The sequence below is a fragment of the Pseudomonas sp. LBUM1644 genome, assembly GCF_059716195.1.
Map to the genome: position 1 here is coordinate 5,873,525 of NZ_CP166812.1, position 16,190 is coordinate 5,889,714.

The window sequence follows — 16,190 nt, forward strand, 5'->3', positions numbered from 1 at the left end:
CTACTGTTTTTGAGAGGCAGCTGCTTGCAGAAAGTGTTCCGCAACATCCAGCATTCGGTTGGCAAAACCCCATTCGTTGTCGAACCAGGCCAGGATGTTCACCAGCCGTGGGCCGGAAACTCGAGTCTGACTGGCATCGACGATGGCCGAATGTGGGTCATGGTTGAAATCACAACTGGCGTGAGGCAATTCGGTGTAGGCCAGCAGGCCCTTGAGCGGTCCGCTGGTGGCGGCCTCACGCAAGATCCGGTTGACTTCGGTGGCGTCGGTCGCGGTCGCGGTCTGCATCGTAATGTCGAGGCAGGACACGTTAACCGTCGGCACCCGCACGGCTTTGGCCTGAATTCGCCCGGCAAGTTCCGGCAACAAACGTTCTATGCCGCGTGCCAGACCAGTGGACACTGGAATCACCGACTGGAAGGCCGAACGGGTGCGGCGCAGGTCTTCGTGGTGATAGGCGTCGATGACCGGCTGATCGTTCATCGCCGAGTGAATGGTGGTGATCGACACGTATTCCAAACCAATGGCCTTGTCCAGCAGACGCAACAGCGGCACGCCGCAGTTGGTGGTGCAGGACGCGTTGGACACCAGCAGTTCGTTGCCGGTCAGGCAATCCTGGTTCACACCGTAGACGATGGTGGCGTCGACATCCGCCTCGCTGGCCATCGGCTGGGAAAACAGCACACGCGGCGCGCCAGCGTCGAGAAACCGCTGGCCATCTTCACGGGTGTGGTAAGCGCCGGAGCACTCCAGCACCAGATCGACGCCCAGCGACGCCCAATCGATGCCTTCGGGGGTGGCACTGCGCAGGACTTTCACGCAGTCGCCATTAATATGCAGACAATCGCCCTCAACCCTCACTTCACCGGGAAAACGCCCGTGAGTGGAATCGAAGCGTGTCAGGTATTCGATGCTGGCCATGTCGGCCAGATCGTTGATCGCGACAATTTCAAACCCTGCCTTCTCGCCTCGCTCAAACAACGCACGCAAGACGCAACGACCAATCCGGCCATAGCCGTTGAGTGCAACTTTGTAAGGACGCGGTTGAGGCATGGGGTTCTCGATAGACGCAGCAGACGAATTCTCGCTAACAACACAATCCCTTGTAGGAGCTGCCGAGTGAAACGAGGCTGCGATCTTTTGATCCTGATCTAAAAAACAAGATCAAAAGATCGCAGCCTCGTTTCACTCGGCAGCTCCTACAGGGCCCCGACACAGTATCGACATCGGGGACCGCGGTGGCTATGAAACCACCGCGTCGTGCTTAGTCTTCCAGCAGCTCTTCAGCCTGACCCAGGATGTTTTCCAGGGTGAAGCCGAACTCTTCGAACAAGGCAGGCGCAGGCGCCGACTCGCCGAAGGTGGTCATGCCGATCACGCGGCCTTCCAGGCCCACGTATTTGTACCAGTAGTCCGCGTGGGCGGCTTCGATGGCGATACGGGCGCTGACCTGCAACGGCAGGACCGCTTGCTTGTAACCGGCGTCTTGAGCATCGAACACGCTGGTGCAAGGCATCGACACAACGCGCACCTTGCGACCTTGTTCGGTCAGCTTGTCGTAAGCCTGAACCGCCAGGCCCACTTCCGAACCGGTGGAGATCAGGATCAGTTCAGGCTCGCCCGCACAGTCCTTCAACACGTAACCGCCACGGGCGATATCAGCGATCTGGCCCGCATCACGCTCCTGATGCTGCAGGTTCTGACGCGAGAAGATCAGCGCCGAAGGGCCGTCCTTGCGCTCCAGGGCCAGTTTCCAGCAAACGGCCGATTCAACGGCATCGGCTGGACGCCAGGTGTCGAGGTTCGGCGTGCTGCGCAGGCTGGTCAGTTGCTCGATTGGCTGGTGAGTCGGGCCGTCTTCGCCCAGGCCGATGGAGTCGTGGGTGTAGACGAACACCACGCGTTTCTTCATCAGCGACGCCATGCGTACCGCGTTGCGCGCATATTCCATGAACATCAGGAACGTTGCGCCGTAAGGCACCAGGCCGCCGTGCAGGGACACGCCGTTCATGATCGCGCTCATGCCGAATTCGCGAACGCCGTAGTACATGTAGTTGCCGCTGGCGTCTTCCGCCGAAACACCTTTGCAACCTTTCCACAGGGTCAGGTTGGAACCGGCCAGGTCAGCGGAGCCGCCCAGCAGTTCTGGCAACAGAGGGCCGTAGGCATTCAGGGCGTTCTGGCTGGCTTTACGGCTGGCGATGGTTTCGCCCTTGGCCGCGACTTCAGCAATGTAAGCCGAGGCTTTTTCCGCGAAGTCGGCTGGCAACTCACCGCTCAGACGACGAACCAGTTCGTTGGCCTGCTCAGGGAAAGCAGCGGAGTAAGCAGCGAAACGCTGATCCCACTCGGCTTCGGCCGCGCGGCCGGCTTCCTTGGCGTCCCACTCGGCATAAATGTTGGCCGGGATTTCGAACGGCGCGTAGTTCCAGTTCAGCGCCTTGCGGGTCAAGGCGATTTCCGCGTCACCCAACGGGGCGCCGTGGCAGTCTTCTTTACCCTGCTTGTTCGGCGAACCGAAACCGATGGTGGTCTTGCAGCAGATCAGCGTTGGCTGAGCGCTTTTACGAGCGGTTTCGATCGCAGTCTTGATCTCTTCCGGGTCGTGGCCGTCAACGTTGCGGATCACCTGCCAGTTGTAGGCTTCGAAACGCTTAGGCGTGTCGTCAGTGAACCAGCCTTCAACTTCGCCATCGATGGAAATGCCGTTGTCGTCATAGAAGGCGATCAGCTTGCCCAGGCCCAAAGTACCGGCCAGGGAGCCGACTTCGTGGGAAATGCCTTCCATCATGCAGCCATCACCCAGGAACACGTAGGTGTGGTGATCAACGATGTTGTGGCCAGGACGGTTGAACTGCGCCGCCAGGACTTTTTCTGCCAGGGCAAAACCAACGGCATTGGCCAGGCCTTGGCCCAGTGGACCGGTGGTGGTTTCAACGCCAGGGGTATAGCCGAATTCCGGGTGACCCGGGGTGCGGCTGTGCAGTTGGCGGAAGTTTTTCAGGTCATCGATCGACAGGTCGTAGCCGGTCAGGTGCAGCAGCGAGTAGATCAGCATCGAGCCGTGACCGTTGGACAGCACGAAGCGGTCACGGTCGGCGAACGATGGATTGCTCGGGTTGTGCTTCAGGAAGTCACGCCAAAGTACTTCGGCGATATCCGCCATACCCATAGGGGCACCGGGATGGCCGCTGTTGGCTTTTTGCACGGCATCCATGCTGAGGGCACGAATGGCGTTGGCACGCTCACGACGGCTGGGCATCGCTGTTCTCCTGCGGATATTGAATCGAGAGTGAATAAAACGAAACGGAAAAAAGGCGAGCATTTTCCCTCACCGAGCCGCCTCGGGGCAATGACAGATAGTCATATGGAGGCGTTTTTCCAATTGATAACGACGGTTTCGCTTGGTGAAACCTTTCCGCTGTCCGTTTGTAGAGTGAGCGGAACACCGAGAAGTGCCATCTATCGAGCAATATCAAAACTTTTTGATATTGCTCTTGCGATGATTTCTGACCGTCACTAGACTGCTGGCCTTATGAATTTACGTGCGCCTTCCATTCAGCCTGATGATTGCGATGAGCTGGCAGCCTTGTGCAAGGCCAGCGGCGATCCTCTGCGCCTGAATGTATTGCGCGCGCTGGCCAACGATTCGTTTGGCGTACTGGAACTGGCGCAAATCTTTGGCATCGGTCAATCGGGCATGAGTCATCACCTCAAGGTACTGGCCCAGGCCGACCTGGTGGCGACCCGTCGTGAAGGCAATGCGATTTTCTACCGTCGCGCCCTGCCCCACACTGAACTGCTGGGCGGCAAGTTGCACGCTGCTTTGCTCGAAGAAGTGGATAACCTGACCCTGCCTGCCGATGTGCAGTCGCGGATCGGTCAGGTCCACGGACAACGAGCGGCCGCCAGCCAGGACTTTTTCTCACGGGTAGCGGAGAAGTTTCGCGCCCAGCAAGACTTGATCGCCGGCCTGCCGCAATACCGCGAAAGCGTGTTGGCGCTGCTCGACAAGCTGAGCTTCGGTGCAGGCGCGACCGCCATCGAAGTCGGCCCCGGTGATGGTGCCTTTTTACCGGAACTGGCGCGCCGCTTCACTCAGGTGACGGCGCTGGACAACAGCCCGGCGATGCTCGAGCTGGCCCGTGAAGTCTGCGAACGTGAAACGCTGGCTAACGTCAGCCTGCAATTGGCCGATGCATTGAACGGTGTAAGCCTCAAGGCCGATTGCGTTGTACTGAACATGGTGCTGCACCATTTCGCCGCGCCGGCCGATGCGCTCAAGCACATGGCCGATTTGCTGCAACCGGGCGGTAGCCTGCTCGTGACAGAGTTATGTAGCCACAACCAGAGTTGGGCCAGGGAGGCCTGCGGTGATCTGTGGTTGGGGTTTGAACAGGACGATTTGGCCCGTTGGGCCACCGCTGCGGGACTCGTTCCCGGGGAAAGCCTCTATGTAGGCTTACGCAATGGTTTCCAGATTCAGGTCCGCCACTTTCAGCGGCCAACTGGCGACACTCACCATCGGTAAATTCAGGAAAACATCGAGATGAGCGAATACTCCCTCTTCACCTCCGAGTCCGTGTCCGAAGGGCATCCGGACAAAATCGCCGACCAGATTTCCGATGCGGTGCTGGACGCCATCATTGCTGAAGACAAGTTCGCCCGTGTGGCGTGCGAGACTCTGGTGAAAACCGGCGTGGCAATCATCGCGGGTGAAGTCACCACGTCGGCCTGGGTCGACCTGGAAGAGATCGTGCGTAACGTCATTCTGGACATCGGCTACAACAGCTCCGATGTCGGCTTCGACGGCGCGACTTGCGGCGTGATGAACATCATCGGCAAGCAGTCCCCTGACATCAACCAGGGCGTTGACCGTGCCAAACCTGAAGATCAGGGTGCCGGCGACCAAGGCCTGATGTTCGGCTACGCCAGCAATGAAACCGACGTGCTGATGCCAGCACCGATCACCTTCTCGCACCAACTGGTTCAGCGCCAGGCCGAAGCCCGTAAATCCGGCCTGCTGCCTTGGTTGCGTCCGGACGCCAAGTCGCAAGTGACTTGCCGTTACGAAGGCGGCAAGGTTGTCGGTATTGACGCCGTTGTTCTGTCGACCCAACACAACCCTGACGTTTCCTACAACGACCTGCGCGAAGGCGTGATGGAGCTGATCGTCAAGCACGTGTTGCCTGCCGAACTGCTGAGCAAAGACACCCAGTTCCACATCAACCCGACCGGCCAGTTCATCATCGGCGGCCCTGTGGGTGACTGCGGTCTGACCGGTCGCAAGATCATCGTCGACAGCTACGGCGGCATGGCCCGTCACGGCGGCGGCGCGTTCTCCGGCAAGGATCCATCGAAGGTTGACCGTTCGGCAGCCTACGCGGGTCGTTACGTGGCCAAGAACATCGTTGCTGCCGGCCTGGCCGAGCGTTGCGAGATTCAGGTTTCCTACGCGATCGGTGTTGCTCAGCCTACGTCGATCTCGCTGAACACCTTCGGCACCGGCAAAATCAGCGACGACAAAATCGTCAAGCTGGTTCGCGAAGTGTTCGACCTGCGTCCATACGCAATCACCACCATGCTCGACCTGCTGCACCCGATGTACCAGGAAACCGCTGCGTACGGCCACTTCGGTCGCACCCCGGCAACCAAGACTGTGGGCGAAGACACCTTCACCACTTTCACCTGGGAAAAAACCGACCGCGCCGACGACCTTCGTTCGGCTGCCGGCCTGTAAGACTTCCCCGGCGGTACCAAAAGCCCTGCACGGTTCGCCGTGCGGGGCTTTTTCATGGCTGAAGATCAAAAGATCGCAGCCTTCGGCAGCTCCTACAGGGGTACGCATTACTCTGTAGGAGCTGCCGAAGGCTGCGATCTTTTGATCTTCACGCCTAGAAATACTCCGCAAAACACCCGAGAACGCTATCGCCGAGTATTGACCTAGCCTTCAAGCATCTCTCCGAGCAAGGACGCTCACCATGCTTCTGCGCCTGTTTTCCGCTTGCTTCCTGACGTTGTTTTGCCTGACCTCAAACGCAGACAACTGCCCCGACTGGTCACCCGCCCGCGCCCTGGACGAAATCACCGCCCTGCAAAAAAAAATCGACCTCTGGGACGACATCTATCACCGGAACGGCCGCTCATTGGTCGCCGACGAAATCTACGATCAGTCCCGCGCGCAATTGACTGAATGGCGCATGTGCTTTGACCTGGCCCCGGCACCCGAACCTTTGCGCACTGCCGGCGGCAAGACCGTCCACCCCATCGCCCACACTGGCCTGGAAAAACTGAGTGATGGTAAGGCGCTGGAGATGTGGCTGCGCACTCGTGAGGACATCTGGATACAACCGAAAGTCGACGGCGTGGCTGTGACGCTGATATACCGCAACGGCGTGCTGCACCAGGCCATCAGTCGCGGCGACGGCGTGAGCGGACAGGATTGGACCACCTCCGCGCGCCTGATCCCCGCCATCCCCCGGCAACTGGCTCAACCTCTGGATCTGCTGGTGCAGGGCGAACTCTATTGGCGCCTGGCCGACCATGTACAAGCCAAGGCCGGCAGCCTGAATGCCCGTTCCACGGTGGCGGGCCTGATGGCTCGCAAGCAACTCGAAGCTGAGCAAGCTGCCGGTATCGGGTTGTTTATCTGGGATTGGCCACAAGGCCCGGCCGATTTACCCGCCCGCATCGCCGCGCTGGATAAATTGGGATTGCCGAGCACGGCGCCTTACAGCCAGCCGATCAAGACATTTGCCGATGCCCAGCGCTGGCGCGATCACTGGTATCGCTCGCCCCTCCCTTTTGCCAGCGACGGTGTCGTCCTGCGCCAGCGTCAACGACCCTCAGCCGAACGCTGGCAGGCAAAAACACCTCATTGGGCCGTCGCCTGGAAATATCCCTTTGCCCAGGCGCTGGCCGAGGTGCGCAACGTCGACTTCAAGGTCGGCCGCACGGGACGAATCACACCGGTACTGGACCTGAATCCGGTGATGCTCGATGACCGGCGGATCAGACGCGTCAGTGTCAGCTCCTTGCAACGCTGGAAAGAAATGGACATCCGCCCCGGTGATCAGGTGTCCATCAGCCTGGCGGGGCTGACCATTCCGAGGCTGGACGACGTTGTTTTGCGCACCACCGAACGACCTGAATTGAACGTGCCGGTGGCGGCCGACTTTCATCACCTGAGTTGCTGGCAGCCGACCCCTGGGTGCAAAAACCAATTTCTCGCACGCCTGGCCTGGCTCAGCGGCAAACAGGGCCTGGCTTTGCCTCATGTCGGCCCTGGGACGTGGGAGAAACTTTTCGAAACAGGCCACTTGAATGGCCTGCTGGATTGGCTAACCCTCGATGCTCAAGAGCTTGCTAACATTGACGGCTTCGGCGAGCGCAGTGCTGTGCGTCTTTTGAACAGTTTCAACAGCGCCCGGCAACGCCCTTTCGCTCGCTGGCTCAAAGCATTGGGGTTGCCGCCGACCGGTCAGGCACAGCTTGCCGATTCATGGCAGGAACTGGCGCAACGCAGTACCGAACAATGGCAGGCTGAAGCCGGAATCGGCCCTGGACGCGCCGCGCAATTGAGCGCTTTTTTCCGCGACCCGCAGGTGCTGGCCTTGAGTGAAACATTGCGTGTTGCGGGGATTGACGGCTTTTAGCGCCGATGATGCCCGCCTACCCGGGAACCCGATGGCGGCGGCGGGCTCAAACAGCTCATCGCCACGTCGACCTGATTGCCTTTTCACATGGAGCTTTTATGAAACTTCTTTCACCGCTCGCCCTGTTGGCCCTTTGCAGCGTGATGGCCACCCCATTGATGGCCGGCGAAGAGGCTCCGGGGCTGACCGGATGCGCCGCCAAGAAACAGGGGATCATCAACCAGATCGAACTGGCCAAGTCCCACGGCAACGCCGATCAGCAGGCCGGCCTGGAAACGGCCCTGAACGAAGTCACCGCTCATTGCACCGACGCGTCCCTGAAGAAAGAACGGGAAAACAAAGTGCTGGACGCCAAGCATGAAGTCAGCAAGCGTCAGGCCGATCTCGACAAGGCCATGAAAAAAGGCGACCCGGACAAGATCAACAAGCGCAAAGACAAACTCGCCGAGTCCCGCAAGGAATTGCAGGACGCGCTGGATGAGCTGGATAAATAAAGATCAAAAGATCGCAGCCTTCGGCAGCTCCTACAGGGTGTACGCCTGTAGGAGCTGCCGCAGGCTGCGATCTTTTAGCAATCAATGATCCCGAAACTGTTTATGGCACGCACTACAGGCGTCTTCGACCTTCTGCACCGCCGGCCCCAGGTTGCTGGCCTTGTAAGGCTGAACCTTGCTGACGATCACCAACTCACCGGTGGCGGTTTCAAGGTTGTGGGCCATTTCCTGGAAGCGTGCCTGCTGTTGCCACACAGTGTCCTTGGCGCTGGTGTGATCTTCTTCGCGCACCTGTGGGAAATGTTTCCACGGCTCATGGGACAAGGCGTCGAGTTTCTTGGCGCCTTCAGCGAATTTCGGGCCGTCAAATGGAATCCGGCCACGCAACATGCCTCCAAGGTCCTCACCGGTCTTGAGCATCTGCTTGAAAATAGCCTTGCGCTGACCCAGCGGAGAATTGGGGTCGACACCGCCGCAAGCGGACAACGTCAGGCAGGCCAGCAATACAACGGAAAGTCTTTTAAGAGTCATGGTGGCTTCAGGTCACGGGAAACGGCGGCCAGTATCCCCGCGTCATCGGCAAAGACCAATAGCCCTATTATCAATACGGGTTGTTTGAGCGCATGGAGCACTCAATCAACCGACAAAGGAATTACTCCATGAATAGCCGTCTCAAGGCATGGCGTCACCGCCTGGCCTGGACGCTTCCGATGGTGGCCGTGCTTGCGGGCTGCACCGGTGGCGACAACAACAAACCGAAAACCCACGCCCTGGCCACTTACTCCAGCGCCACGTGGGAAGCGCTTCCGACGGTGTCCGACAACGACCTGGTCGCCGGCTTCGGTTCGTGGCGCAGCGCCTGCACCCGCCTCAAGGCCGATCCGGTCTGGGGCGCGACCTGCGCCTCGGCTGCCAATGTGCCGCCCACCGCCAGCGCCATTCGCGGCTTCCTCAAACAGAACCTCGACGTCTACGGCCTGCGTGCTGCCAATGACAATCCCAACGGCCTGATCACCGGCTACTACGAACCGGTCTACCCCGGCAGCCTGACGCAGACTGCCGTGGCGAACATCCCGGTGTACGGCGTACCCGAGGACATGATCATCGTCTCGCTGGACAGCATTTACCCGGAACTCAAGGGCAAACGCCTGCGCGGAAGGCTCGAAGGTCGTGTGCTCAAGCCTTACGACGATGCGGCGACGATTGAGTCCAAAGGCGTAAAGGCACCGGTCGTTGCCTGGTTGACTGACCCGATGAACCTGCAATTCCTGCAAATCCAGGGCTCGGGCCGCATCCAGCTCGACGATGGCCGCCAGTTGCGTATCGCCTATGCCGATCAGAACGGCCACCCGTATCGACCTATTGGCCGCTGGCTGGTGGACCAGGGTGAACTGAAGAAAGAAGACGTGACCATGGGCGCTATCAGCACCTGGGCCAAAGCCAATCCGACGCGCATTCCGGAACTGCTCGGCAGCAACCCGAGCTATGTGTTCTTCACCCGTAATCCCGACAGCAACGAAGGCCCTCGCGGCTCGTTGAACGTGCCGCTGACTGCAGGTTACAGCGCGGCAGTGGATCGCAAAGTGATTCCGCTCGGCAGCCTGTTGTGGTTATCGACCACAAAACCGGACGGCAGCGCGCTGGTGCGTCCAGTGGCGGCTCAAGACACGGGCGGCGCGATTGCCGGCGAGGTCCGGGCGGATCTGTTCTGGGGCACCGGGGATGCGGCCGGGCAATTGGCTGGGGACATGAAGCAGCAGGGGCAGATCTGGATGTTGTGGCCGAAAGGCGCGGCCTTGCCACAAGTGCCTCAGGTGACCGACAAGCTTTAACGTCAAAAGATCGCAGCCTGCGGCAGCTCCTACATGAGATCGTATCCCCCTGTAGGAGCTGCCGAAGGCTGCGATCTTTGATCTTGCTCTTTAAACAGACACCACAAAAAAACTGACGATCAACCCAATCCCCACAAACCAAACCAGCGACCGCAAAATCGCCCAGTCCGCCAGGTAGCAAATGATGTACAGCAGCCGACTGGTGATGAACAACACCGACAGCACATTGACCGTCACCAGCTCGGCATTACCGGCCAGGTGCGCCACGATCACCGCCGCCGCGAACGCCGGTGTCACTTCAAAACTGTTCAGTTGCGCCGCATGTGCGCGCCTGGCGAAACCATTCAGTGACTCGAGAAAGTCCCGGGGATCATGGTTGTCTTGCAGCCTGAACCCACCACTCGCCTTGGCGATGCCCGTGCACAGATAAGGCAGGAAAAACGCGATCAAAATGCACCACAGAGCCACCGTCATAGAGCAATCCCTTCTTTAAGTTTTGGAAATTCGGGTTCCAGTCAAAACTTCATCACCAACATGCCGACCAGTACCAATCCACAGGCTAAGAGCCGTGGCCGACCGAAAGGTTCTTTCAAATAGCGTATGCCGAACAGCACCACCAGAATCACGCTGATTTCGCGCAACGCCGCCGCTTCCGCTATCGAGCCCAGCTGCATGGCCCACAGCACCAGAGCGTAGCTGAACAACACGCAAAACCCGACCGCCAAACCCAGTCGCCACTGCTGACGCCAGAACAGCATGAACGCCGGGCGTTTGCGCACCCATGCCAGCAGCGGGAACGGCCAGGCACTCAGCAACGTGACCCAGACCAAGTAGTCCAGGGGATGCGACCAACGCCGCAACGCCTGGCCATCAATGAACGTGTAGCAACCGATACACAAGCCTATCAGGGCCACCACCGGCAGCATCGACCACGGCAAACGCGCACCGCCACCGCCCTGCCAGAGCAGGCACAGCATGCCAAACGGAATCAACAGAATCCCGAAGACTTGCTGATTCGTCAGCACTTCCCCGGCAAAGATCAGTGTCAGCGCCAGCACCACCAAGGGCGACAAGCCACGCATCAGGGGATAGACCAACCCAAGGTCGCCCACCCGATAGGCCTGGATCAGCAGATAGCGATAGAGCAATTCGAACGCCGCCGACGCCAGGATCCATGGCCAGAGTTCGATGGGCGGCACCGCCACGAACGGCAGCATCACAGCGACGAAGAGCATCGCCACCGAATCCATGCAGGCCACCACCAGCAGCCGTTCGGCGCTGAATTTAATCAGGGTATTCCACGCCGCGTGCAACAGCGCCGCCACCAACACCAAAGCCGTCGCAAGCACGGCACACTCCTTATTTTGCCCCTGTAGGAGCTGCCGCAGGCTGCGATCCTTTGATCTTGATTTTTAAGATCAAAAGATCGCAGCCTGCGGCAGCTCCTACATAGTCCGGGTAGAGAATTGATTCGCGATATATCAGCAGCTGTTTATACTGCAAGCGACCACGCCGCACTCAGTTGCGCACACACTAATTCCAATAATTTCTGCCCTTGCCCGCGCTCATCGAGAACTGGCATCGGCATGCGTATGCCTGATCAGAGCGTCAAGACTACCGACAGAGACCTCGCGCATGCCACTCGCCTTGCTTGCCCTCGCTGTTGCCGCGTTCGGCATCGGCACCACTGAATTCGTCATCATGGGCTTGCTACCTGACGTCGCCCGCGACCTCGCCGTGAGCATTCCCGATGCCGGCCTGTTGATCACCGGCTATGCACTGGGCGTGGTATTCGGCGCACCGATCCTCGCGATCGGCACTGCCAACATGCCGCGCAAAGCCACGCTGCTGGGCATGACGCTGATGTTCATCCTCGGCAACATCCTCTGCGCCCTGGCGCCCAACTACGCCACGCTGATGGCGGCCCGAGTGGTCACCGCGTTGTGTCATGGCGCGTTCTTCGGGATTGGCTCGGTGGTCGCCGCCGGTTTAGTGGCGCCGAACAAACGGGCCCAGGCGATTGCCATGATGTTCACCGGCCTGACGCTAGCCAACGTGCTCGGTGTGCCGTTGGGCACTGCGCTAGGGCAATACGCCGGCTGGCGCTCTACGTTTTGGGCAGTGTCGGTGATTGGCGTAATTGCCGCGATCGCGCAGTGGCTCTGGCTGCCGAAGGACATCGCGATGGACAAGGCCGACCTGGCCAGTGAGTTCAAGGTGCTGGGCAAGGTCAACGTCTTGATGGCGCTGGGCATGAGCGTGCTGGCGTCGACCAGCCTGTTCAGCGTATTCACCTATATCGCGCCGATCCTGCAGGACATTACCGGTGTCAGCCCACATGGCGTCACGCTCATGCTGCTGTTGTTCGGGGTCGGATTGACGGCGGGCAGCATGCTCGGCGGACGATTGGCGGACAGTCGTTTGCTGCCATCACTGGTGGGCATGGCGCTGGCCGTGGTGGTGGTGCTGGCCGCGTTCACGCAAACCAGTCACTCGGTCATTCCGGCAGCCATCACCCTGGTGCTGTGGGGGATCTTCGCCTTTGCCCTGTGCCCGATACTGCAGTTGCTGATCATCGATCAGGCCCATGAGGCACCCAACCTGGGTTCGACGTTGAACCAGAGTGCCTTCAACCTCGGCAATGCCGCAGGGGCGTGGATTGGCGGATTGGTGGTCGCCAGTGGCGCGGACCTGGCAGACCTGCCATGGACCGGAGCATTGGTCAGTGGGTTGACCGTGTTGGCCGCTCTTTACTTTATCTACCGGCAACAACGCGCCGCTACTGCCCCGCAGCTGAATCCGCCAGCGCAGTGACCACCTGTTTCTCGATTTCCTTTTCATCCAGTCCGCGACCGAAGTGCTTGAGGTAGCGGCCCTGGCTGTCGAGTAAAAACAGAATGGTCGAGTGGTCCATCATGTACTGCCCAGGTTTGTCGCCATACGGCGCTTTCTTGTAGTACACGTGATACGCGTCGGTGATGCGAGCGATCTCCTGTGGTGAACCGGTCAATCCCACGAAGTCGCTGGCGAAGTAGTTCACGTAGGTCTTGAGTTTGTCGGGCGTGTCGCGCTCTGGATCAACCGTGACGAAGATCGGCCGCACCTTGATACCCTGTTGCTGTTGCAGCTGGCGACTGATGCGAGCCATTTTCGCCAGGTCCGTGGGGCAGATGTCCGGGCAGGTCAGGAAACCGAAATACAGCAATGCCGGTTCGCCAAAGCTGCGTTCAGTGACCCGCTGGCCATTCTGGTTGGTCAATTGAAACGGCCCGCCGATGTCAGTGCGGGTCGCGGCCGCAGCGTCTGCCGCCAACCCCATCAACAGCATCACGCTGGCCGCCAATAACAGCTTCATCAATCAAAATCCTCCCGAATAGGTCAGCGCCAGGCCCACCAGCTCTGACATCTCGCCATCCTGTTTTTGCGTGCCCGCGGACACCCCGAGCTTTATCTGACCGGTGATGTTGTAGGTCACGCTGAGCTCGTTGAGATAATCCTGCCGACTCGCACCTCCAGTGGACGGGCGATGTTTGTCGGTGCGAGTCGCGCCCAGGGCCCAGTCTCCGAAATCGAAGGTCAGGGACGTGGTCAGGTAGCGCGTGTCGTTGCCCTCGATCGCATCTTCGTTCTCGACATCGGCGAATTCAATGAAGGGCACGATATCGAAGTAACGTCCGGCCAGTGTCGGCTCCAGCTCCGTGCTCGGCGCATAGGCCCAGATATAGCGGACTGAAGCGATCTTGATTTTCTCGTCCGCCGCGTCCCCGAACGGCGGTCCGGACTGCACCACGTCATCGCCTTGCTTGTTAAACATGTACCCCACCTGCATTTCGAGAAAGGGTATGGCCGGAATCGCCAACCAGTTCACCGACACGGCATAGGAGTCGAGCTTGCCGGTGTTCGACGGGCCACCGTCGGAACGCTGGAGCTTCTCGCCGTGGCGCAGGTAGGGCCGACCGAGAACGGAATTATCAGCGGTGTAGACACTGACGTTGGGCTCGATCATGCCCAGTTGCTGATCGAAAAACCGATACGCCCCGGTGCCGCCGAGCATGCCATCGAGGTCGTAGGTGCTGACGAAATCTTCGGTGTAGAGCCCGGGCGCCTGGTCCTGCGCACGGCCGAAGGGCACGTGGTACTTGCCGACCATGAACGCTGAATTGGCGTTGTTCTGGTAATAGTTGAGGTCGTTGACCACCAACCCCACGTCTTCAAAAAATCGCTTCTGCCCGGGTTCAGGCCCCTCGACAGGATTGATCTCGGTAGATAACTGGATCTGCTGGTCATGGGTGAAACGGAAGTAGAACGTGCTGTTGATATCCGGGTAGGCATCCGTGCTGTTGCGATTACCGCCCTGGGGTGAGTCGGCATGCACGTGGTCATATTGAAAGGTCGCGTCGTAATCCATGCCGACGTTGGGATATTGCCCGTCATCGGCCAGTGCCGACTCCGTGCCGCACACCGATCCCAGCAACAAAACAGCCAAGCGATAGTTGCTCATGGCGCCCCCTCACTTGATCAACGGGCTGGACGCTTTCGGGTCCTGTCCGGTGTTGCGCAGGTAGGCGCACAACTGGTTGTTTTCACCGTAAAGGCCGCCCAGTGGTTCGAGCTTGACCGCTTGCTCGTAATCCTCGGGCTTGACCACCTGAATCGCCTGCATCATGCCGCCGTCCTCGTGCTCAAGGATGTGGCAGTGGTAGACGAACTTGCCAAGGATCACCGGATCGCGAAACGGAATTCGCACCGTGATCGAGCCGGTAGCGGGGATGAACACGTTGTCCCGATAGCCGCTGAACTGCACCGGTTTTCCATTAATTTCGGTGACCTGAAAGTCCACTTGGTGGATATGAAACTGGTGCAACTCCTGTGACGGATTCAACAGGCGCCACTCTTCCACATCGCCGAGTTTGACCGTGGTGTTGACCCGATCCAGTTCGAAGCGGGTGCCGTTGATAAGAAACGCATTGGGATCGGTGTCCGAGTCCTGGAAGACGAACTGCCGGGTCTTGTTCACCGCCTCTTTGCTGAAATCTTCTGCTGGCGGATAGGCACTGGTAATCTGCCGTGTTGCCACGCGCTCACCGCTTGAACGCAGAATCGCAAGCTTCGCCGCCGGATAACTATCACCTGCCGGCCCGGTATCGGCGTCACCCATCACGACATCGTGGGACCCCGCTGGCGGCCCGACCACCAACACGCTGAACCGCGCCGATGGCCCGATCAACACCTGCTCATCGTCGACCCGACGCGTGACGGTGTTGCCATCGCGCGACAACACCTGCATCGACTGGCCGTTGATGCGAATCCGGAAATACTGGTTGGCCGCAATATTGATGAAATGCCAGAGCTGGGTTTCACCGGGCTTGATGTCGATGATCGGCACTTCCTGCCCGTTGACCGTGCGGATCGCCGGAGCGCTGGTGATGATGTCGCTCGCCACTTTGCCGGTCAGGGTTTTCTGGAAGTTACGCAGGACCAGCACCTGCTCCTTGATGCCCTTGAGTTCGGGAAACGGATCGAGCATGCCATCCACCAGGATCGGACCGGCGATCCCGGCCGATACCTGACGCTGTGAACCCCCATGGAAATGGCTGTGATACCAGTAGGCGCCGGGGCTGTGGTCCGACGGCAACTTGACGTTGTACTCGGCCACCTGATGCGGCGGGGTCATGCGGAAAATATTGTCGCCCTCGTCCAGGGGCGAGACCTGCATACCGTGGAAATGCAGGTTGGTGATCTCGTCCATGCGGTTATCCAGACGGATCGCCATGGTCCCGCCGGGGCGCGTGCGGATCAGCGGCGAATCGTAATCGCCGTTGAACACCAGCGACACATAACGCTCGTTGCCGACATTGACCTGCTGCTCGGCCGCCGTCAGCGTGGCATGGGTGACACCGCTGGCATCGTAGGAAAACTCGGGATTGCGGCGCAAAGGCTGGGACGCGGGCTCGGTAGCCTGCCCGATCGCACAACCGGCCAGCGCAACAAACACCACACTCGCGCAGAGTGCAACAGGGAGGACGCTGAAAGCTCTGGGCATGATCGCGACCTTCGGTGGCATAAGGCTAAGAACTACGCACGTAGTTCACCTGTGCGTTGCCGAAGGTGATCAGCAGCCACCACGCAGTGCGCAACGCCCCGTGTTCCGTGGCCTCGGCTGCTTTTGCGTGCAACTTTTGCAGTCTAGATGAGAACTGCGGAGGTGC

Annotated in this window: 15 protein-coding genes; 7 read left to right on the plus strand and 8 right to left on the minus strand. The window is 59.5% G+C overall.

Annotated elements, in window-relative coordinates:
- Positions 1-1,053, minus strand: a complete 1,053-nt coding sequence (gene epd / locus ACA052_RS26985) for an erythrose-4-phosphate dehydrogenase (protein WP_497647525.1) — start codon at positions 1,051-1,053, stop codon at positions 1-3.
- A 211-nt stretch (positions 1,054-1,264) separates the two neighbouring features.
- Positions 1,265-3,262 carry a transketolase gene (gene tkt / locus ACA052_RS26990; RefSeq protein ID WP_497647526.1) on the minus strand — a complete coding sequence of 666 codons (1,998 nt, stop codon included), beginning with the start codon at positions 3,260-3,262 and terminating at the stop codon, positions 1,265-1,267.
- Positions 3,263-3,292: 30 nt separating this feature from the next.
- Between tkt and ACA052_RS26995 the strand changes: the two genes are divergently transcribed.
- The 5 genes from ACA052_RS26995 (at position 3,293) to ACA052_RS27015 (ending at position 8,149) form a co-directional block, all read left to right on the plus strand.
- Entirely contained in the window at positions 3,293-3,523 is a 231-nt protein-coding gene (locus ACA052_RS26995) for a hypothetical protein (protein ID WP_497647527.1), read from the plus strand.
- 12 nt (positions 3,524-3,535) lie between these two features.
- Positions 3,536-4,531 (plus strand): ArsR/SmtB family transcription factor, encoded by a 996-nt coding sequence (locus tag ACA052_RS27000; protein WP_497647528.1) that lies wholly within the window; start codon positions 3,536-3,538, stop codon positions 4,529-4,531.
- Positions 4,532-4,549: 18 nt separating this feature from the next.
- The gene (metK, locus tag ACA052_RS27005; RefSeq protein ID WP_497647529.1) at positions 4,550-5,740 is read left to right on the plus strand and encodes a methionine adenosyltransferase; all 1,191 of its coding nucleotides are present in this window, start codon (positions 4,550-4,552) and stop codon (positions 5,738-5,740) included.
- Between the two features lie 241 nt (positions 5,741-5,981).
- A complete protein-coding gene (ligB, locus tag ACA052_RS27010; protein WP_497647530.1) occupies positions 5,982-7,655 on the plus strand; it encodes an NAD-dependent DNA ligase LigB in 1,674 nt (557 codons plus the stop codon).
- A gap of 98 nt (positions 7,656-7,753) precedes the next feature.
- The gene (locus ACA052_RS27015; RefSeq protein WP_497647531.1) at positions 7,754-8,149 is read left to right on the plus strand and encodes a DUF1090 domain-containing protein; all 396 of its coding nucleotides are present in this window, start codon (positions 7,754-7,756) and stop codon (positions 8,147-8,149) included.
- 81 nt (positions 8,150-8,230) lie between these two features.
- Here ACA052_RS27015 and ACA052_RS27020 read toward each other — a convergent pair whose 3' ends face one another.
- Positions 8,231-8,680 carry a c-type cytochrome gene (locus tag ACA052_RS27020; RefSeq protein ID WP_497647532.1) on the minus strand — a complete coding sequence of 150 codons (450 nt, stop codon included), beginning with the start codon at positions 8,678-8,680 and terminating at the stop codon, positions 8,231-8,233.
- A 128-nt stretch (positions 8,681-8,808) separates the two neighbouring features.
- Here ACA052_RS27020 and mltA point away from each other — a divergent pair, with 128 nt between their 5' ends.
- Positions 8,809-9,981, plus strand: coding sequence for a murein transglycosylase A (mltA, locus tag ACA052_RS27025; RefSeq protein WP_497647533.1), 1,173 nt, complete (start codon positions 8,809-8,811; stop codon positions 9,979-9,981).
- Positions 9,982-10,071: 90 nt separating this feature from the next.
- Here mltA and ACA052_RS27030 read toward each other — a convergent pair whose 3' ends face one another.
- Positions 10,072-10,455: an MAPEG family protein gene (locus tag ACA052_RS27030; RefSeq protein WP_497647534.1), complete on the minus strand. Its 384-nt coding sequence runs from the start codon at positions 10,453-10,455 to the stop codon at positions 10,072-10,074.
- Between the two features lie 41 nt (positions 10,456-10,496).
- Complete coding sequence (locus ACA052_RS27035) at positions 10,497-11,330, minus strand: EamA family transporter (RefSeq protein ID WP_497647535.1); 834 nt, start codon at positions 11,328-11,330, stop codon at positions 10,497-10,499.
- 286 nt (positions 11,331-11,616) lie between these two features.
- On the opposite strand from ACA052_RS27035, the gene ACA052_RS27040 reads away from it, so the two are divergent.
- Positions 11,617-12,795: an MFS transporter gene (locus tag ACA052_RS27040; protein WP_497647536.1), complete on the plus strand. Its 1,179-nt coding sequence runs from the start codon at positions 11,617-11,619 to the stop codon at positions 12,793-12,795.
- Here the strand turns inward: ACA052_RS27040 and ACA052_RS27045 are convergent.
- The 3 genes from ACA052_RS27045 to ACA052_RS27055 are packed head-to-tail and all read right to left on the minus strand — an operon-like array spanning position 12,761 to position 16,024.
- On the minus strand, positions 12,761-13,336 hold the full coding sequence (locus ACA052_RS27045) for an SCO family protein (RefSeq protein WP_497647537.1): 576 nt from the start codon (positions 13,334-13,336) through the stop codon (positions 12,761-12,763). The genes ACA052_RS27040 and ACA052_RS27045 overlap by 35 nt on opposite strands.
- Positions 13,337-13,339: 3 nt before the next feature.
- Positions 13,340-14,482 carry a hypothetical protein gene (locus tag ACA052_RS27050; RefSeq protein WP_497647538.1) on the minus strand — a complete coding sequence of 381 codons (1,143 nt, stop codon included), beginning with the start codon at positions 14,480-14,482 and terminating at the stop codon, positions 13,340-13,342.
- A gap of 9 nt (positions 14,483-14,491) precedes the next feature.
- A complete protein-coding gene (locus ACA052_RS27055) occupies positions 14,492-16,024 on the minus strand; it encodes a multicopper oxidase family protein (RefSeq protein WP_497647539.1) in 1,533 nt (510 codons plus the stop codon).
- Positions 16,025-16,190: the final 166 nt, after the last annotated feature.